Raw genomic sequence first — 19,859 nt, 5'->3', positions numbered from 1 at the left:
ATGGCAGTTACGTTGATTTTGGCTTCAAAGTCGCCTGCGCGTAGAGCGGTTTTGGCGGCGGCCGGCGTGATCCCTGTGATTCACGAGAGTGAAGTGGATGAGCCGGCGGCTTTGCGCTATGCGGCTAGTGAGCGCGGAACAAACGTTGAAGAGTTGAGCGCTGAGCAACGCGTTTCGATTTTGGCGTGCGCGAAGGCTAAGGCTGTATATGAGTCATGGAAGCGTGTGGCAGATTCTGCTGCTTCGGCTAGTGGCGATTTGGTTGTGGGGTATCCGCTGGAAGCTGAAGCTGAAACTGCGGGATCTGAATCTTCTGAAATTGGTGAATCTTCTAGCAACGCTTTAGCAAGCGACTCTCAAGCAGACGTAACGCATAACGTAGATACCGCGCAAACTCGCGACTTTTCAGGCGTAACTGTTCCTACAAAAACTTTCGATATTCACGATTTTGCATATACAAATAAATCTTCTAATGATTGTAGCGGTGTACTGATTGTTGGCTGCGATTCCATGTTCCTGCTCGATGGAGAATGCTACGGAAAGCCACACACGCCCGAAATTGCTTTTGAGCGAATAAAGAATATGAGTGGCAAAACAGGACAATTGTGGACTGGTCACTGCTTAATCGACGCAAAAACTGGCAAATTTGTGTGCAAAACAAGCCACGCAAGCGTAACTTTTTCGCAAATGAGCGACGCTGAAATTCGCGCGTACGTAGAAACTGGCGAGCCGCTGGAAGTTGCGGGATCCTTTACGCTAGAAGGATTCGGCGGAGCTTTTATTGAGGGAATTCAGGGAGATCCGCACGGAGTTCTTGGAATCAGCTTGCCTCTTCTTCGCAATATGGTTGCCGAGCTTGGATACGCGTGGCCAGATTTGTGGAATAAGAATACCTTGGAAGAAGTTGGTGCGAAGAACGATCCGACTTCCACAGAAGTTCCTAAAGAAAATGTGCATCAGCCGGGGGATGGCTGGGTGCAGTGCAATTGTGGGCGAAGGCACTGGGGTCATAACGGTGCTGCTGGAGTGCTGCTTGCTAGGCGAGATGAGGCGACCGGGCGCGTGACGCACGTTGTTATGCAGCATCGCGCGCTTTGGAGTGCGGAAGGCGGTACTTGGGGCATTCCGGGCGGAGCAATTTCCGACGGCGAAAGTGCAATTGAGGGAGCGTTGCGCGAGTCGTTTGAAGAAGCGAATATTACTTCGGAAGATATTGAGGTTGTTGGAGCTTACCGTGAAGATCACGGAAACTGGTGCTATACAACGGTTTTTGCGTTTGAAAAGCTAGGGCATAGTGTGGATCCTTGCGCGCACGACGACGAGAGTATGGAAATTAAGTGGGTGCCGATTGACGACGTGCCGAAGCTAAAGCTGCTTACGGCAATGCGCACTGATTGGCCGTCTTTCCGCGCGCGGCTTGATGCGCTTGCTGCGCAAAGGTAGGTGCGCAAAGGTAGCTTCAATTTGGAAGTAGACTTCCAGGTATGAGTTAGTTTTGCGGAATCTGGAAGTAGACTTCCAACTTGCGAAAGGCAAATTTCTTGTTGCAAATGCTACGAATGTGCGAGAATTAGTTACCCCAAAATGGCGGCGATTACAGCTATGCAAATCGGGCTGGTGACTGTAGAAAACAGTATGCCGTCGCGAGCGAAACTTAAGCCAACGCCGTATCTAGCCGCATAATTGTAGACGTTTTGGCCTGTTGGAAGCGCCGCAAGCACAACGCACGCGTACAAAGTCGCCCCGCGAAAACCCATCACAAAGTAAGCCAGCAAAAACGCAATAATTGGCATAATCAAATTTTTCAGCACCGCAACTGTTGCAATCGCAGCGCGATTTGAATCCTTCTGCAAAGGTCTACTTCCGTAAAGCGACATACCGAAAGCCATCAAAATCATAGGGACTGCGGAATTGCCAATCATTTTAATAGGATCGTACAAAAAATTCGGAACAGGGGAATAGCCAACTTTTGCGGAAATCGCAGAAATCACAATTCCGCCAAGAGATCCAATTAAAAGCGGCTGCTTCAAAGGCTGCTGAGCAATACGCTTAAGCGAGAATTTGCCGGTAGTCGTGATGTCAAGAACCGTCAAGCCAACAGGAGTAAAAACGGCCTGTTGCATAACCAAAATTGGCGCTACGAGTGCAGGATTTCCAAGAATATAAGTGGCAACTGGCAAGCCGATATTATTGGAATTTAAGTAAAGCGAATTAAGCGCGCCAATTGTGCAGTCGGCTGCAGGAAGGTGGAAAAATATGCGGTTAAGCAATATGAACGCAAGTCCAACAATCATTGCAGAAAAGAACGCAACAAAAATCGAAGAATGAAAAATCTCAAAAATAGGCTCTTTAGAAAGAATTGCGAACATTAAGCAAGGGCTTGAAACGAAGAAACTTACTCGATTTAGCACCATTTGAGCTTGAGAGCCGCCAATGTGAAGGCGAGCGGTAATATAGCCGGCAAGAATCACAATGCCGATTACGCAAAAGCCTTGCATAGCGCTGATTAAGCCCATTTCGTGCCTCCCAAGGGTATCGCAAATTATTCCAAATATTATTCCAAATATTAAGTAGTGCGCAAATATATTCGTACAAACCTCTGCTGCAACTATAGGAGCGATATGCAACTTTTGCGAGTGCGCAAACGATTTGCATTAGTGCAGATAGTAGCGCGTGTGTAGTTTTTCTGCTTTTGGCTTAAAAGCAACGTTGTAAATTTTAATATTCAGTAAATTAGATATTTGACTCGGCAATATGGCATACTAGAGAACGGTGGCACTGCAAGCCGCCGAGCGATTGATGGCGTCGATCCCCTCGTGAGTGTTTTTCCGAGGCTGGCGTCCGCCGTCGCGCAATTAGACTTTGTAGAGAGCCTTGGGGTGGCTCGCGTGTGTGCGTGTTCATCTTAAAGCCAGGGATGCGAGGCGATTGCAGCGTTTCGTGAGGAGCATAGTGCCCAGAATAATGAGAGAACGCTTCAATGAATCTGAAGCTGAAAATAGTATAACTGTGTCTAAAAATCCGGTTGCAGCTAAAGATGCTAAAGATGCTAAAGATGCGTCGTTTGTTGGCGCTTCTGCTGCAGGTATAGCTGCTGGTTCCGCTGCTTCTGCTGGAGTTGTGCGTCGTCGCCGCGGTCGTCGTGTGACGCGTGGTGCTGGTGCCGCCGGAGAAGCAATGGAATTGAAGGTAGAAGAGTCGAGCACGAAGATTTTCGATAGTGGTGTTGATAGCGGTGATAATAATCGCACAAATGTCAGCACACGCACTAATAGTCGCGATAATAATCGCGCTGCTGCTCGCTCTAATAACGTTGAAGGCCGCTCCGAAAGCAATCTTGGCGGCCGAGTCTACAATAACGCTGAAAGTAACGTTGAAAGTAACGCTGAAAGTCACACGCCATCGCGCCCTATCACTTCTTTGCTATTCCAAGAGCCTGTTTTGCCTGCTCATGTTAATAGTGGGAATGAAAGCGAACGTTTGCGCGCAGATTCCAGCGATGATTCTCGCGCGGATTCACATTCGTCTTCCCGCGCGGATTCTCGCTCTGATTCTCGCTCTGATTCGCGCGCAAATTCTCGCGCGGACGCGCGTTCTGATTCTCAATCGGATTTTGAAGACGAATCTGAAAACAGTGCGAATGAGCGTCAAAGCCGTCGCAATAATCGCAATCGCAATGAATCTTCTCAAAAAAGCCAACGTTCTCGCCGCTCGCGTCGTCTTAACGCGGTTGAGCGCCGAGCTGCTGCCGAAGTCGAGCAAATTGAAGAGGATCTTGCGTATGACGATATTGTTTATGCGCCTATTGATACTAAAATCGATGAAACTCTTGATGTTAGCGATATTTTAGATGGAGACGATAGCGACGATCGCGGCAACAGAAGCGATCGCAGCAATCGAGGAAATCTTCGCAATCGAAGGAATCGCAGCAATAGCGACGACCGCAGCGATCGCAACGACATTCGAGATGATAATCAAGACAGTAATGATGATGGTCAAGATGATGATCAGGATGCTGGCTTGCGTCGTCGCCGTCGTATTCGCGACTCGTCAAGCAGCATTTTTGATGAAGATGACGATGAGGGAATGATAACGCGTCGTCGTCGCCGTCGTCGTTCTTCGCGCGAAAATCTTGACGAAGTACCTCAGGAAGATCGCGATTTAATCCCAGATCCAGAAGAACTTCGCGCTCAAGACGAAGAAGAAACGCTGTACACGCGTCGTCGCCGTCGTCGCCGCTCTAAGTCTTCGGATGATTCCGCAGCTTCGTCGCAATCGCAGTCTTCGCAGTCGTCGTTGTCTTCCTCGGATGATTCATTTGCTTCTTCTCGCTTAAGTAGTGACGATTTATCTTCTAGGCGCTCTCGCAAGCAGCAGTATATTGACGAAATCACAGATATTGAGGGCTCTACTAGACTTGAAGCAAAGCGTCAGCGCCGTCGTGACAATCGCCGTGAGCGCGCGCGTCAAAACTTAATTATGGAGCAGGATTTCCTTGCTCGTCGCGAAAATGTTGATCGTTTGATGGTGGTTCGCGAGCGCGATCGTCACACGCAAATTTCTGTTATCGAAGACAATATTCTTGTTGAACACTACGTTTCCGATATTCAAGAAGTTGCAACTGTTGGCAATATTTATCTTGGTCGTATTCAAAACGTTCTTCCAAGTATGGAAGCTGCATTTGTGGATATTGGTCAGGCTCGAAATGGCGTGCTTTATGCTGGCGAAGTCAACTGGGATATGACGCGTTTGGAAGGCCAGCCTCGCAGAATTGAGCTTGCTTTTAAGTCCGGAGATCCTGTGCTTGTGCAGGTTACTAAGGATCCGATTGGTCACAAGGGTGCGCGACTAACTTCGCAAGTAACTCTTGCTGGTCGTTTCCTTGTGCTTGTTCCTTCTGGCGGAATGACGGGCGTAAGTCGCAAGCTTTCAGATCGTGAGCGCTCGCGTTTGCGCGCTATTGTTTCTAAGATTGCTCCAAAAGATATGGGCATTATTATTCGTACTGCTGCTGAGGGTGCAAGCGAAGAGGCAATTCAAAAGGATCTTGAATCGCTTGTTAAGCAGTGGGATCGTATTGAAGCGAAGCGCGAGGAGTATTTGCACGGCAAGCGTCCTAAGCTGCTTCAAGGCGAGCCGGATGTGGCTATTCGTGTTGTTCGAGATATTTTCAACGATGACTTCCAGAAGCTTATTGTTGAAGGCGAGGGCGTGCACCAGCGCATTAATGAATATCTTGAAATGATGGCACCTGATTTGTTGAGCAAGGTTGAGTATTGGGATCCTGCTGAGCATGAAGGCAAAGATATTTTCGACAAGTGGCAGATTGATAGCCAGCTTCGAAAGGGCATGGAGCGTCAGGTTTACTTGCAGTCGGGTGGCTCGATTGTTATTGATCGAACTGAAGCTATGACTACTATTGACGTTAATACTGGTCGTTTTATTGGACGCGGTAAGTCTTTGGAAGAAACGGTTACTCGCTGTAATTTGGAAGCTTCCGAAGAAATTGCGCGACAGTTGCGTTTGCGCGATATTGGCGGCATGGTAATGATTGATTATGTAGACATGGTTATGCCAGCCAACCGTGATTTGGTGTTGCGAAGACTGCTTGAGTGCTTGGCGCGCGATAGAACTAAGCATCAGGTTGCTGAAGTTACTTCGCTTGGTCTTGTGCAAATGACGCGTAAGCGTGTTGGACAGGGTTTGGTTGAAGCCTTCTCGGAGGAATGCCCAACGTGCAAGGGTCGTGGATTTATTCTGCACGATGAGCCGACGGTTTCTTCAGAATATGCCGACCCTTATGCGCTTAAGGGTGGCGATCCGTTTGTGAAAACGAACAAGTATGGTCATGGAACTTCTACTGTTGCTCCAGAACCTCAAAAGCAGCAGGGTTCTAGCGCTGAAGTGCGTGCTAAGCTTGCGCGTATTGCTGCAGCGTCCGCAATTAGTGAATCTACAGAATCTGCTGGAAATTCTGGAAATGATGGAAATACGGAAAATGTAGAATCTGCGGAAAGTGCGGAAAATGCGGAAGTAATTGAAACTAAAGAAACTGCTAATCTCGCGGAAAATGCGGAATCTACTGAATCTGTAGAATCTACTGAATCTACTGAATCTTCTGAACCTGCAAAAACTGAAGAATATACGGAATATAGAGAGCCTACGGAGTATTAATAATCTTAAGGATAATCTATTAAGTATATGCCTTGAGTACAATATTGAATATTGTCTGCATTGCCCCATGAAACTAACCACTTGACGTTAGTACATGGGTGGGTGTATTTTTGATAGTCGGTGTCTTGCCGCGCGCATTTTGCTGTGCGCAAGACAGAAGTAAGCTTTCAATTGAGCTAAGGAACGAATTATGTACGCGATTGTGAAGGCCGGTGGCCATCAAGAGAAGGTCGAGGTTGGCGACGCCATTCTCGTGAACCGTCTCGATGCGAAGAAGGGCGATACCGTGGAATTCCCGGTCGCGCTCGTTGTTGACGGTGCTAAGGTGACCTTAAGCGCCAAGGATCTTGCTAAGATCACAGTGAAGGCAGAAGTCTTGAACGACGAAGCCAAGGGTCCAAAGATTAGCATTATGAAGTTTAAGAACAAGACTGGTGTGGCTCGTCGCAAGGGTCATCGCCAGAAGTTGACTCTCGTCAAGATCACGGCCATCGCCTGATTGACGGTGTTATAAACCTGAAAGGACAGTGAGATGGCACATAAGAAGGGTGCGTCTAGCTCGCGCAACGGTCGCGACTCGCAAGCGCAATATCTTGGTGTGAAGAAGTTCGGCGGTGAAGCTGTTGTGGCTGGCAACATTATTGTTCGTCAGCGCGGCACTAAGTTCCACGCCGGTCAGAATGTTGCTTTGGGCAAGGATCACACGCTGTACGCTTTGACGGACGGCAATGTGAAGTTCGGTATTCGTCGCGACCGCAAGGTTGTTGACGTTGTTACCGCCTGAGTGACAGATTAGTCTTCGAGCCGCACCCAATTCGGTGCGGCTTTTTTGTTCTTGATTTGTTTCCGCGAATTTAAGTGTTTAGCTTCGAGTAAGGTAGCAGTATGAGTGATTTTGTAGATCGCGTAACAGTGCACGTGAAGGGTGGCGACGGCGGCAATGGTTCCGCCGGAGTCCGTCGCGAAAAGTACAAGCCATTGGCAGGTCCAAACGGCGGCAATGGTGGCGACGGCGGTTCAGTTATTTTTGTAGCTGATCGTAACGCAAATAGCTTACTCGACTACCGTTTTATGCCTCATCGCACAGCAGAGAATGGCACGATGGGCTTAGGCGACACTAAAGACGGTTCAAAAGGCGCTGATTTGGTGCTTCCTGTGCCTGTTGGAACTGTTGTTTTCACAGCCAAAGGCGCAGCTGGAGCTTCTAAGCGTCCGGGTGAAGTTTTGGCGGATTTGCGTCATGTTGGAGATAAATTCGTTGTAGCTCAAGGCGGTGCCGGCGGTCTTGGCAACGCAGCTTTGGCAAATAAGGTACGACGTGCTCCAGGTTTTGCTCTTTTGGGCGAGCCGGGCGAAGAGCGCGACGTAATTTTGGAACTCAAATCCATTGCAGACGTAGCTTTAGTCGGCTTCCCATCTGCAGGAAAATCAAGCCTAGTCGCATCAATTAGCGCAGCAAAACCAAAAATTGCTGACTATCCGTTTACTACTTTGGTGCCAAATCTTGGCGTAGTAAGTTTCGGAAATTATCGCTACACAATTGCAGATGTGCCAGGTTTGATTCCAGGAGCATCCGAAGGAAAGGGCTTGGGTCTTGAGTTTTTGCGCCATATTGAGCGCACGGAAATTATTGCGCACGTAATTGATTGCGCAACTCTTGAGCCAAATCGCGACCCAATTAGCGACTATCACGCTCTTGAACATGAGCTTTCGCAATACGCTAACAAACTTGAGCTTCCGTTGGGTGCAATCCCAATTCCGGAGCGTCCGCGAATTATTATTCTTAACAAAGTCGACGTTCCTGAAGCTAAGGAATTGGCTGATTTTGTGCGTGGCGAGTTTGAGAAAATGGGATTGACTGTATTTGAGATTTCTACAGCATCTCACGAAGGCTTGAAAGAGCTTGGTTTTGCGCTTGGTAGACTGGTTGAAAAGATGCGTGAGAAGCTCGCTGCCGAGGAAGCGGCTCGCGAAGAAGAGCGCGTTGTTATTCAGCCTCTTGAGCAGCCTGCTTCGACTTTGCGCAGGCGTCGCGATGATGGTCGCGGAAACAGTTCGGACTTTGAAATTAAGCGCGAAGAAGACAGAAACGGCGATTTTTGGTTCACTGTAACCGGCACCAAGCCTGAGCGCTGGGTTATGCAAACGAATTTTGACAACGACGAAGCCGTAGGCTACTTGGCGGATCGTTTGGCAAAGCTTGGCGTTGAGGATGAATTGCGCAAGAAGGGCGCGCGTCCGGGAGATGAAATTCGCATTGGCACTGGCAATCACATGGTTTGCTTCGACTGGGATCCAAGCATTGCAGCCGGTGCGGAAGGATTGGACGGAGCTAACTTGGGTGCGCGTGGTAAAGATTTGCGACTTGAAGCGAACGATCCTCGCGGCGCAAGGCGCACGAATGCAGAGCGTCGACGCGATTATCACAGCATGATGGACGCTAAATCTGCGGTTCGAGAAGCGATGATGGCTGAGCGAAAGTCGGGCCACTGGGCGGATCCTTCTGTGGACGACGATCGCCATGACGAAAATAGCTTATTTGGGCGCGGTGAAGAGCAGGAAAACTAACGAAATCAAGGGGTAAATCATATGAGCAATCCGGAAATTGAACTTACCGAAGACGGGGTTCGGCGTTCAATCCGCGAGGCGCGCACAATCGTTGTAAAAGTAGGCTCAAGCTCGCTTACGGACGCGTCTGGGCAGCTGGATGTGCAAAAGTTGCGCGCTCTTGTTTCTGCAATTAGTCACGCGCAAATGCAAGGTGCTCGAATTGTTCTTGTGTCTTCTGGCGCAATTGCCGCAGGCTTTGGGCTACTTGGTTTTGCGGAGCGTCCAAAAGATGTGCCAACTCAGCAGGCCACGGCTTCAGTTGGTCAAGGCTTGCTTATGGCACAATATGAAGCAGCATTTTCGCAATTTGGTTTCAGAGTAGGGCAGATGCTGCTAACAGCGGACGTTACTATTTCGCCGTCTCGCTACCGTAACGCTCAGCGCACAATGCTGCGGCTTCTTGAACTTGGCGTAATTCCAATCGTAAACGAAAACGATGCGCTTTCTAGCAACGAAATTCGATTCGGTGACAACGACAGACTTGCAGCATTAGTTGCGAATATTGTGCGTGCAGAAGCGCTTGTGCTGCTTACAGATGTAGATTCGCTTTATACTGCGCCGCCTAGCGAGCCTGGCGCAAAACGAGTGAGCTTTGTGCCAGATGTGACGCGCGCTTTAGAAGAAGTGAAAGTTGGTGCAAGCGTTTCGGGTGTAGGTACTGGGGGTATGGTGACGAAGCTGGAAGCCGCGCATGTGGCGGCAGTTTCGGGTATTCCAACCGTGCTTACTTGTGCTAGAAACGCAGGTCCTGCTCTTGCTGGAGATGCCGTTGGAACTGCGTTTGCTCCGGTTCATACGCGCGATTCTTCTAGGCGACTTTGGATTGGGTTTGCGTCTAATCCGCACGGAACTTTAGTGGTTGATTCTGGTGCTGCTAAAGCTGTGCGCGGCGGACGTGCGAGCCTTCTTGCGGCCGGTATTGTGGGTGTGCGCGGCGAGTTTTCGGCAACGGATCCGGTGTGGATTGACGACGAGCAGGGAAATCACTTGGCGAAAGGTTTAGTGGCTTTTGATGCTGAGGAGATTCCGGAGATTATGGGGCGCACGAGCGACGAGCTTGAGGAGTCGCTTGGCAGGCAGTATGCGCATCCGGTGGTGCATCGCGACAATCTTGTGCTTGTGTAATTAGCTGCAGCTACATTTGCCGGGAATTTTCCGGCAAATGTGGTCAAATGCGTCTGAAACGGCAACAAACTCCGGGAATTTTCCGGCAAATGTGGTCAAATGCTTCCGAAACGGCAACAAACTCCGGAGATTTGCGGCAGATTTGTCGTTTCGCGGCTTGCGGTTACACTAGAAACCATGGCAGAGAATATGGTAGATACTTCCGCACAAGAAGATTGGCGCGTATTAAGCAATCGCATTAACAAAGTCGCCCCAAGCGCAACGCTTGCAGTCGACGGCAAAGCAAAAGCTATGAAAGCTTCCGGCGTTGACGTAGTAAGTTTCGGCGCAGGCGAGCCAGATTTCCCTACTCCTTCCTACATTGTTGAAGCCGCAGCTGCTGCCTGCAAAGACCCTCGCAACTACCGATACACCGCTACTGCCGGTCTGCCGGAGCTTAGAGAGGCAATCGCCCGCAAAGTTAAGCGCGATTCTGGCTACGAAGTCTCACCAAATCAAGTCGTAGTAACAAACGGCGGAAAGCAAGCCGTTTACGAAGCTTGCCAAATTCTTTTAAATGATGGCGATGAAGTTATTATTCCAGCCCCATATTGGACTAGCTACCCTGAGGCCGTAAAGCTTGCAGGCGGCGTGCCTGTGCCGGTTTTGGCAGGCGCAGAACGCGGTTTTGAGCCAGATATTGATGCGCTTGAAGCCGCACGCACCCCACGCACTCGCGCAATTATTGTAACTTCGCCGTCGAATCCTACGGGCGCTATTTGGAGCGCGCAAACTATTCGCGCAATCGGCCAGTGGGCCGTAAAACACCATATTTGGGTGCTTTCCGACGAAATCTACGAGCATCTTCATTACGACGGAATTTCAACTTCTTACATTGGCGTTGAGGTTCCAGAAGTTAGAAATCAGCTGTTGATTTTAAACGGTGTTGCAAAGACTTACGCAATGCCAGGATGGCGAGTTGGTTGGATGGTTGCGCCTGCGGATGTTGCAAAAGCTGCTGTAAAGCTGCAAAGTCACATGACTTCTAACGTTTCTAATATTTCGCAACGAGCCGCAATTGCTGCAGTTGGCGGATCTTTAGACGTGGTTTCCACAATGCGCGAATCTTTTGACGCTCGTCGCAAGGCAATTGTGGAAGCGTTGAATAATATTGACGGCGTTACCTGCCCGCTTCCTCACGGCGCTTTTTACGCTTTTGCTAACGTTGAGGCGCTTCTTGAGCGTCCTCTTGGAGAAAAACGTGAAGTTCCGCATACTTCTTCGCGATTCGCGGAAATGTTGCTTGATGAAGCGCATGTTGCTGCCGTTCCTGGTGAAGCTTTTGGGGCTCCAGGTTATTTGCGATTTTCTTGCGCGCTCGCGGACGATCAGCTTGCAGAAGGTATGCGTCGCATGAAAAAGTGGGTTGAGGCTTAGCTTTATACGACACTCGCTAAATGCTATTAATCGCGAAATCATGCCCATGAGATAACATAGCTATCTGGCGGTTTTGCTATGTCGCACCTTTTGGGGTATGATAAGCAAGTTCACCATAGGGATGTGGCGCAATTGGTAGCGCAACGGTCTCCAAAACCGTAGGTTGTGGGTTCGAGTCCCGCCGTCCCTGCCAGTTTTTAGTTCACAAATTCTACACGAAGGAATAAGGCATGGCACAGGCACGCAGCACTAAGAAAGCAGTAAAGCCGAACTTGTTCATGCGCATTGGCATGTTCGTCAAGCAAACTATCGACGAAACGCGCAAGGTTGTTGCTCCTCACGGCAAAGAGTTGTTCGCTTGGTCTATAGCTGTGTTCATATTCGTTGTGTTCTTAATGGCTTTCGTAACCTGCATGGATCTTGGCTTAGGCAAGTTCGTAATGTGGTTGTTCGGCTGAGTTGAAATTTTGAAGGTGTATAAAATATGACTGATGAGTTCAATCCCGAAGAAGCAGAAGCTGTAGAAGTTGCAAATGCTGTAGAAGATGTTGAAGCCGTAGATGCAGCTCCAGTTAACGATGCTTCTGATGCTGCTGATTCTTCTGACGATGCCGCTGCCGCTGAAGCTGCTGTTGCGTCTCTTGACGCAGATAACGCGGAAGCTGAAGCTGGCGCAACTGATGCCGAATCAACTGATTCTGAATCTACTGAAGACGACCCAACTGATGCCGGCGCAATTGCTGTAGCTGAGTTTTCTAAGAAGCTGCGCACTTTGGAAGGCAAGTGGTATGTGCTTCACACTTACTCTGGCTATGAGAAGCGCGTAAAGACTAACGTTGAATCTCGTGTGCAGAACTTTGGTTTGGAAGATAAGATTTTCCAGATTGAAGTTCCAATGGAAGAAGTTGAAAAGCATACGGAAAAGGGTAAGAAAGTTATTACCCGCGTGCGCGTGCCAGGTTATGTGCTCATTCGCATGTGGCCGGATGAAAACGCTCGTCGCATTGTGCGCGAAACCGAAGGCGTTACCGGTTTCGTTGGGCCTTCTAGAGAGCCAGCTCCATTGAGCCGCAAGGAAGTTGTGGCAATGATGGCTCCAATGATTGCTTCCGAAGCTTTGAAGAATGCTGGAGATAAGCCGGCTGCCGCACGTAAGCGCAAGGTTGAAGTTGCTTACAAGGTTGGCGATCAGGTTACTGTTACCGACGGTCCATTCTCTACTATGGCTGCTGTGGTTTCGGACGTTGAGCCTACAACTCAGAAGCTTACTGTTTTGGTTTCTATCTTCGGCCGTGAAACTCCTGTGGAGCTTGGTTTCAACCAGGTTGAGCCGATTGTTTGAGCCGAAAGCTTAATCTGAAATCTTAAGCCTATAGCTTTAAGTTTTTATAACACAAACCGGGGTGCGTTAATTTGCACTCCGGTTTTTGTTGATTGAGCAAAAATAGTTGCAGCTGTTGTAATGCAGCGTGTCGCGAAGATGTGGCATAATAGGAAGGCTTGTGACTGGAGGAGTAATCCGCTAGCACAGCACAGCAATACAAGATGCGGGAGGAAGCTGCAAAACGGCTTTATATCAGCGTTTGCAGCAACCGTTTGAACCGCTTGTACAAGAAAGAAGAACCATATTATGGCTCCGAAAAAGAAAGTCTCCGCGCTTATTAAGCTCGAGATTCAGGCTGGTAAAGCAAATCCAGCCCCACCACTGGGTCCAGCATTGGGTTCCCACGGCGTGAACATCATGGACTTCTGCAAGGCCTATAACGACCAGACGAAGGACAAGATGGGTCAGATCGTACCAGTTGAAATCACTGTTTACGAAGATCGTTCCTTCACCTTCATTTTGAAGACCCCACCAGCCGCTGCTTTGTTGCTTAAGGCTGCTGGCATTCAGAAGGGCACCGAGAATCCATTGACTCACAAGGTTGGTTCTGTGACTAAGGCTCAGGTGCGCGAAATCGCTGAAATCAAGATGCCTGACCTCTCCGCACGTGACGTCGAGGCCGGTATGAAGATTATCGCGGGCACTGCTCGCTCGATGGGTATTACCGTTACCGACTGAAAGTGAGTGGAGAAAATGGTGAAGCGTTCTAAGAAGTATCGTGAAGCGGCTGAAAAGATCGACCGCAATAATCTTTACACCCCAGCTGAAGCTATCGCTTTGTTGAAGAGCATGCCAAAGCACGCTTTCGACGAGTCTGTTGAAGCTGTTATGCGCCTTAATGTGGATCCACGTAAGGCTGATCAGTTGGTTCGTGGCGTTGTGAACTTGCCAAACGGCACCGGTAAAACCGCTAAGGTTTTGGTGTTCGCTCGCGGTCCAAAGGCTACTGAGGCTCAGGAAGCTGGCGCCGACATCGTTGGTGATGACGAGCTTATTGAAAAGGTTGCCGGTGGCTTCCTTGACTTCGATGCCGTTGTTGCAACCCCAGACATGATGGGTAAGGTTGGCCGCTTGGGTCGTGTTCTCGGTCCTCGTAGCTTGATGCCAAACCCAAAGACTGGCACCGTGACGATGGATGTTGCCAAGGCTGTTGCAGACATTAAGGGCGGCAAGATTGAGTTCCGCGTGGATCGCCAGGGCAACCTGTCCTTCCTCTTCGGCAAGCTTTCCTTCGATGCCAAGGCTCTTGAAGAGAACTTCAAGGCTGTTGCAGACGAAGTCCGCCGTTTGAAGCCAACAACCATTAAGGGTCGTTACATTACTAAGGTAACTGTGACTTCCACAATGGCTCCTGGTGTTCCAGTGGATATTGCAAGCATCGCTGCCTGATTTATTGCCTGCGTAATTTTGCGCGCAATATAATTAAGCGCTAAGGCTTAAACGCTGAAAATGTGCTCTTTTTGAGTTACGTTTTCAGCGTTTTTTGTTACTTGCGTCGCTGCGTTTCTGCGTTAGTAACGAATAAATGTGATTTAGCGTTGTTGGTGCAGTATGTAGACTGCGTTAGTAACGAATAGGTGACGATGTAGTTCGCGGCGCGTGGGGCGCACGGGGCGTACGGGGGTGCGCGTGGCGTCGGCGTGTCGTTTAGGAATGGCGGTTTTTCAAGGCTTTGCGGGCGGTGTGGGGGAGCTGCCGCGAGTTTCCTGAGAGTTTTCTGAGAAAAATCTTTGAAAATCGTGAAATAGTATTTTTTACGATTAAACAGTGCTGTTTAGCGTATTTTTTATGGTTTTACGAGCTTTTACTGGAATATTTTTGTAATTTTGATGATATTTTCTTTGTTGGACGCTTGTTTTTGCTCTTGACTTTTGCGAACGGGGGGGGGGTATGTTAAATAGCAAGCGCCGGTCAGTCCTAGTTTGACAGGCGTGTGTAGCTCCGCTTGGAGCTGCATAGCAAATTTTTCTTCGTGTACCTAGCACGAAGGAGAAGAAGAAAGGAAAATATTATGTTTAACAAGAAGGCTATCGCCGCACTCGCTGCTGGCGCCACCCTCGTTTCTGGCTTGGCTTTTGCTGCTCCAGCAATGGCTCAAGATCCTGATTTTAGCCCATTGCTCGTGCAGGATGTTAATGCTGCTAAGGTTGAGCAGGCTAAGGAGGCTCTCAAGCAGGATCAGAAGACTCTCGATGATGCTAAGAAGGCTCTCGAGAAGGCTCAGAAGGAATTGAAGACTGCTGAGGCTGATGAGCAGGCTAAGAAGGTTGCTTACGATAACGCCGAGGAAGCTAAGAAGGCTGATGCTAAGACTGCTTACGAAGCTGCTCAGGGAGTAACCAAGGCTAAGAAGGAAGCTGTCACTAAGGCTCAGAACGATGTCACTAATGCTCAGAATAAGGTTGATTCTGATAATGATGTGATTAATGCTGGTAAGCCATCTAGCACCACCCCAACCACCCCAACCACCCCAACCACTCCAAAGGATGATAAGAAGCTTGATCTTATTAATCTTTTGAAGGGTGGCGATGAACCATCTGGCGCTACCATGGTTTCCCCATTCGGTACCAGCACTCTTTACACCAACTACAAGGGTTTGACCGCTGAACTTATCAAGAAGGGTATCACCAACATTGCTGCTTACGATGCTCTTCTCGACAAGCTCGAGTTCGGTTTGAAGCAGTCCGGTTGGGCTAACATCATTAAGAACTTCGGTGGCGACAACTGCGCTTACTTGGGTAAGCTTCGTCGTCAGCTCCAGAAGGCTGTAAAGCACTACGGCCACGTTGAGGCTGCTGTGAAGGATATCCTTGCAGAGCTTAACGAGGATTACAAGGATGCTAAGGCTGCTGAGGATTGGGATGCAGCTAAGGTAATCAAGGGTAAGATTGCTCAGGCTAAGGGCTTGCTTGAGGTTGCTCATCACAACCGCACTCGCGCTGAAGCTATCTTGGATTCCGCTAATGATCACGCTCGCGATTTGAGCTGCGATACTGGCGCCAAGGATGTCTTGAAGGCTCTCAAGGGTGCTAAGGCCGACAAGAAGGCTGACAAGAAGGCTGATGCTAAGAAGGCTGCTCCATTGGCTAAGACCGGTGCTGTTGTAGCTTTGGCTGCTGTTGCTGCTTCCGTGCTTGCTGGCATGGGTGTTGCTCTTCGCAAGATCCGTCACTAAGCTGTTAGCACACTAAGTGTGCTGATCGTTTAATGATTTGTTTGTGAGCGCACTGTATGTGAGTATGGTGCGCTCACTTGTTAAATCTTTCACTCAACGTGCTGCAAGTGCTTTATGTTTTTGCAGCGGGTTTGCTTTCGGGCTTTTGCATGATTCTACTGTTTTGCCAAATCTCTTTCTTTACAGTGTGATTATGTGCGGTTCGTCAGCGTAACTGTTGAGTGTAGGCCGGTTCTGTTTATTAGGGAAAACGATCCGGTTTTTAAAGGGCTTGGGCTTGGCACTGTAGGGGTGCTATCTCCAAGCCTTTTCTTTATGATTTGTTTCCGCGCGACTTTATTTTTTTTTACATGCTTTATTTTCGCGTGACTTTGTTTCCGCGCGCTTTTATTTTCGCGCGCCATTGCTTATGCGTGCATTGCTTTAGTGCGAATCGCGAATTCTACCAATAGTAATTGCCGTTTGCAGCACGTAAGCTGCGCGCGGATCAGTCGCATCCCAACCTGTAGTCTGCGCAACCTTGCGCAAACGGTATCTCACAGTATTTGGATGCACATTCAGCTCGTGCGCAGTCTGATCTAACGCGCCGCCAAAACGCAAGAACATATCAATTGTTTCAAGAGTAGGATCATCATTACTATACGGCGCAAGGCTTTGATACACCTTGTTATACAAAGTGTTAAACGCAGTAGAATCGCCAATAAGCGCGCGCTCTGGAAGCACGTCATCCGTGTGAATAATCTGCGGCAAATGTTTAACGGCCGGTGCAACAGCAATCGACGCAAGAGTTGCGGTAAGCTCGGAAGAAATCTCACTAACTCCTTCAACTAAACTACTTACGCAAATAGGCTTTTTAGAAGGAGCAAACACGCTGCAAATCTTCTCTAAAGCTTGTTCGGTAGGCTCTTGGCGCACGGCAAGCAGAATAATATGCGAAGGTGTTGCAAAAGTAGCGGAATCGTTAGTGTTTAAAGCAGCGGAATTGTTAGTAGTTTTAGCAAAAGACTTAGTTGCTTGCCAGGCTTTAGAAATGCGTTGCAATGCGCTACTTTGAACGCGCTCAACAATAGCGTCGTAGGCGTTGCAGCTTCCGAGTTGCGGCCAAATATTGCGACGTAAGGCATCCGTGTTGTCGGCAGGAGCTACGGGAGCTGGTTTTCGATTTGGACCGTCGTCCGGAGTGATTTCCTTGCCAAAAGTTCCGGCAATAATAACTATTTTTGGAAAGTCGGGCCACTGAAGTAAATGCATAAAAGCGTTAATTCTAGAATCGCAAATGCCGTTCATTAAGCAAGTTGCAATTAAAGTGTGCAGGCGAAGGCGCATAGCTGAGTCGAAAATCTGGCCGTCGCGAGTGTCAAAAATGCCAAAATCAGTGGGTTTAGGAGCGCTCGGTAGGGGAGTAAAATGCGGGGCGGAGTTTGCGGAAGATTGAGTATCTTTGCTATTATCTTTGCTTTTTGCGTCTTTGCTTTTAGCGTCTTTGTTTTTATTATCTTTTTGATTTGCAGAAAGCCTATGCCACAAATGGTGACGGTGCTTTTCTTCATTAGATTTGGCTTCCGCAGCAGCATTTTCGGGACGATTATTTTCATACTGATTATTTTCAGTATGATTGGTTTCAGCCTGGCTAAATTCAGCATTATTAGCTTCAGCTTGGCTAGTTTCAGCTTGGTTAGCTTCAGCCTGATTAGTTTCGTAAGATTGCACGCCGGCTAAAAGCGAGAGAAAATCAAAATCTTCAGAAGGTACAAGTGAAGCGCGCTCGCTGCTATTTTGCGCAAACTGCTGTGTATGCTTCTCGTCCATCTTGTGCCTTTAACTCTAAACATTCTTTACTATTATAGCGCGTGCGAGTAGAAGTATCTCTCCAAAAAGTAAGAACCACAAAGCAGAAAGCAAAAGCAATAGGCAGCATGTGACGCTCAAAATTATTCGCAGGTGCCAAAATCATTACTCCAATAAGCAAAGCCAAAGGCATATGCCACAAAACCGTGCGCCAGCGGCGAAGAATAATTTCCGCAACCCCAATCAGCAGCGTTGCAATCACAAAAGTATTTCCGTGAATAGGCCATCCAATAACTGGAATATCGCTCCAAGTGCTTATGAAATCTGCAAAATCTGTGCGGAACTGAGGATTCCAGTAGCGAATCCAATCTGAATTGCGAATATTATCCGTGTCAATATAGTATTCTGGACCAACGTATGGGCGGTCAAAAATATCGAAATAGCCGTAAGATTTCGCAAGAAAAGCGTCCGTTGCCACAAGCGGACTATGCGTTACCATTTGCCACCATGCAATATTTAATTTACTAATATTTTCACGACTAACGTAGCGCCAGCGGTAACTTACCTTCTTTGACTGCAAACCGGAAGATTTTACAGGGTCGGCATCGTAAGGCTTGTACGCTTCGGCGGTTTGATCTAGGTTAAAAATAGGTGCAATAATGCGTTTTGCGCTTTTAGGAATGCTGTGTGGGTCGAGTTTTGCAATGCGCGCGATTTGCTGCAATTGCACGCCGCGGCTTTCAATAGGATCGCCATTAATAATTGCGCCACTAGAAATAAGAAGCAGCAGAGCGCCGTGAATAATAATTGTTGGAAGCAAAATAGTGCAGAGCCACAGACGCCAACGTTTGCGCATGAATATAAGCAGAAGCACGCATTGTATAAGTAGAATATACCATGCATATTTTGCGGCAATAAGCATGACGCATACAGAAATAAGAAGCTCTAAAACGGTGTGCCAATTGGGTTTTGTGTAGTTTTGTGTAGTTTTGCTGGAGATTGAATATTCGCTGCTGAGTTCATAATTTATGCCGAACCACCACAGGAATGCGAAGGCAAAAAGTGGCGATTTTGTGAGCGCAATTGTGGAGCACACAACAAGCGGGCTTAGCAAGAACATTAGTAAGACGGCAAATCTTGCGAACGTTGGGGTTTGCTGCGATTGCTGGGATTGCTGCGATTGTTGCGATTGTTGTGCTTGCACAATTTTTAACCAAGGTCTATTTAAGAAGCGATTCGCGCTCGCTGCAACGCACCAAGCTGCAAATACAAACTGTATAAAAGCTAAAAGTATAATTCCGGCATCGTTGGAATCGGTAAAATATCGTGAAACTGCGGTTGTAGCACCGTAAATAACGGTTAGCACAATGTTGTGCTGATCGGTTAAATACGTTGGCTTCGAAGGCCAAAGGTAGTGAGCTGTGGGGTAAATGTCCATTGGAACGAAGCTAAAGAAGCCAATATAGGGCTGATTTAAGCCGGTAACCTGATTCCAAGCCCAACTGTACTCGCGAATTTGCGAGCAGATATCGGCGCCGTACGCGGCAAGCAAAGTGACTGGAGCCCAAAGCCAACCTAGGAAGAAAGTGAGGAAAAGATTGCGGCGGTTTCGTGTGGAATGCTTAATAAACCAAAGCGCTGCGTTATAAAAACGCTTAGAAATGTTGCGAATTAGGCGGCAGATTGCGGATGCGCGGTGCTTTTTGATTTTGTGATTGGCTGTGTTTTTGCTTTTGGTTTCGTCGGTTTTTTCGTCAGCTTTTTCGACAGTTTTATCTGTTTTCTCTGCGTTATTCTTGTGCTTTTTTCTAAAAATCGACTTAATCCACGCCCCAAAACGGCTGTATTGCTTAGGAAAAGCCGCATGCTTGCCGTAATAAACAATCGTCCACAAAATAATCGCGTATATTGCTAACGCGGCAATAAAAATTAGCGCATTGATCCAAGAAAAATCAGTAATAGAACCTAAATGAACCTTAATATCTTTGTTGCGAAAGATTGGGCCGAGGCTTGTGCAAAGTGCAAGAATAAAGCAAAGTATGGTGGAAAGTGCAGCGCATGCTATGCGGAAACATTTTCCGTGTAGTTTTCCGGCGTTTGTTGTCGCTTCGGCGTTATTCGGAAACATTTGCCGTATTATTTTCCGGCAATTGTTGTCGCTTTGAATGTTTTTGACCACATTTGCCG

At 48.2% G+C, this 19,859-nt stretch carries 15 protein-coding genes and 1 tRNA gene; 13 read left to right on the top strand and 3 right to left on the bottom strand.

From position 1 onward, the window contains the following. Entirely contained in the window at window positions 1-1,443 is a 1,443-nt protein-coding gene (locus NG78_RS05420) for a Maf family nucleotide pyrophosphatase (RefSeq protein ID WP_004133771.1), read from the top strand. Window positions 1,444-1,574: 131 nt separating this feature from the next. Here the strand turns inward: NG78_RS05420 and NG78_RS05425 are convergent, their stop codons facing one another. Beyond that, entirely contained in the window at window positions 1,575-2,516 is a 942-nt protein-coding gene (locus NG78_RS05425; RefSeq protein ID WP_004133770.1) for an AEC family transporter, read from the bottom strand. A 448-nt stretch (window positions 2,517-2,964) separates the two neighbouring features. On the opposite strand from NG78_RS05425, the gene NG78_RS05430 reads away from it, so the two are divergent. From NG78_RS05430 to NG78_RS05485, 12 genes are all read left to right on the top strand, one after another. Next, entirely contained in the window at window positions 2,965-6,174 is a 3,210-nt protein-coding gene (locus tag NG78_RS05430) for an Rne/Rng family ribonuclease (protein ID WP_004133766.1), read from the top strand. 190 nt (window positions 6,175-6,364) lie between these two features. Beyond that, complete coding sequence (gene rplU, locus NG78_RS05435) at window positions 6,365-6,673, top strand: 50S ribosomal protein L21 (RefSeq protein WP_004129104.1); 309 nt, start codon at window positions 6,365-6,367, stop codon at window positions 6,671-6,673. 33 nt (window positions 6,674-6,706) lie between these two features. Then, the gene (gene rpmA, locus NG78_RS05440) at window positions 6,707-6,958 is read left to right on the top strand and encodes a 50S ribosomal protein L27 (RefSeq protein WP_004133764.1); all 252 of its coding nucleotides are present in this window, start codon (window positions 6,707-6,709) and stop codon (window positions 6,956-6,958) included. Between the two features lie 101 nt (window positions 6,959-7,059). Then, the gene (gene obgE / locus NG78_RS05445) at window positions 7,060-8,742 is read left to right on the top strand and encodes a GTPase ObgE (RefSeq protein ID WP_004133762.1); all 1,683 of its coding nucleotides are present in this window, start codon (window positions 7,060-7,062) and stop codon (window positions 8,740-8,742) included. Window positions 8,743-8,763: 21 nt separating this feature from the next. Then, entirely contained in the window at window positions 8,764-9,909 is a 1,146-nt protein-coding gene (gene proB / locus NG78_RS05450) for a glutamate 5-kinase (protein WP_004133760.1), read from the top strand. Window positions 9,910-10,086: 177 nt separating this feature from the next. Further along, window positions 10,087-11,325 (top strand): pyridoxal phosphate-dependent aminotransferase, encoded by a 1,239-nt coding sequence (locus tag NG78_RS05455; protein ID WP_155114921.1) that lies wholly within the window; start codon window positions 10,087-10,089, stop codon window positions 11,323-11,325. Window positions 11,326-11,442: 117 nt separating this feature from the next. Continuing rightward, window positions 11,443-11,518: transfer RNA gene (locus NG78_RS05460), tRNA-Trp, on the top strand. 37 nt (window positions 11,519-11,555) lie between these two features. Then, on the top strand, window positions 11,556-11,783 hold the full coding sequence (gene secE / locus NG78_RS05465) for a preprotein translocase subunit SecE (RefSeq protein ID WP_004128616.1): 228 nt from the start codon (window positions 11,556-11,558) through the stop codon (window positions 11,781-11,783). 26 nt (window positions 11,784-11,809) lie between these two features. Next, window positions 11,810-12,667, top strand: a complete 858-nt coding sequence (nusG, locus tag NG78_RS05470; protein ID WP_004133755.1) for a transcription termination/antitermination protein NusG — start codon at window positions 11,810-11,812, stop codon at window positions 12,665-12,667. Between the two features lie 288 nt (window positions 12,668-12,955). Next, window positions 12,956-13,387: a 50S ribosomal protein L11 gene (gene rplK, locus NG78_RS05475; protein WP_004118588.1), complete on the top strand. Its 432-nt coding sequence runs from the start codon at window positions 12,956-12,958 to the stop codon at window positions 13,385-13,387. Between the two features lie 15 nt (window positions 13,388-13,402). Next, complete coding sequence (rplA, locus tag NG78_RS05480) at window positions 13,403-14,098, top strand: 50S ribosomal protein L1 (protein WP_004133752.1); 696 nt, start codon at window positions 13,403-13,405, stop codon at window positions 14,096-14,098. A gap of 622 nt (window positions 14,099-14,720) precedes the next feature. Next, window positions 14,721-15,884: a hypothetical protein gene (locus NG78_RS05485; RefSeq protein WP_004133748.1), complete on the top strand. Its 1,164-nt coding sequence runs from the start codon at window positions 14,721-14,723 to the stop codon at window positions 15,882-15,884. A 423-nt stretch (window positions 15,885-16,307) separates the two neighbouring features. On the opposite strand, the gene NG78_RS05490 is transcribed toward NG78_RS05485, so the two are convergent. Then, window positions 16,308-17,693, bottom strand: coding sequence for a PucR family transcriptional regulator (locus NG78_RS05490; protein WP_004133746.1), 1,386 nt, complete (start codon window positions 17,691-17,693; stop codon window positions 16,308-16,310). Then, complete coding sequence (locus tag NG78_RS05495) at window positions 17,656-19,800, bottom strand: DUF6020 family protein (RefSeq protein WP_004133744.1); 2,145 nt, start codon at window positions 19,798-19,800, stop codon at window positions 17,656-17,658. Before NG78_RS05495 ends, NG78_RS05490 begins: the two co-directional genes overlap by 38 nt. Between the last annotated feature and the right edge of the window lie 59 nt (window positions 19,801-19,859).

It is taken from the genome of Gardnerella greenwoodii 00703Dmash (genome assembly GCF_000263635.1).
In the GTDB taxonomy this organism is placed as follows: domain Bacteria; phylum Actinomycetota; class Actinomycetes; order Actinomycetales; family Bifidobacteriaceae; genus Bifidobacterium; species Bifidobacterium greenwoodii.
Note: the sequence above shows the minus strand (reverse complement) of the source record. Positions and strands in the feature narration are given on the sequence as shown.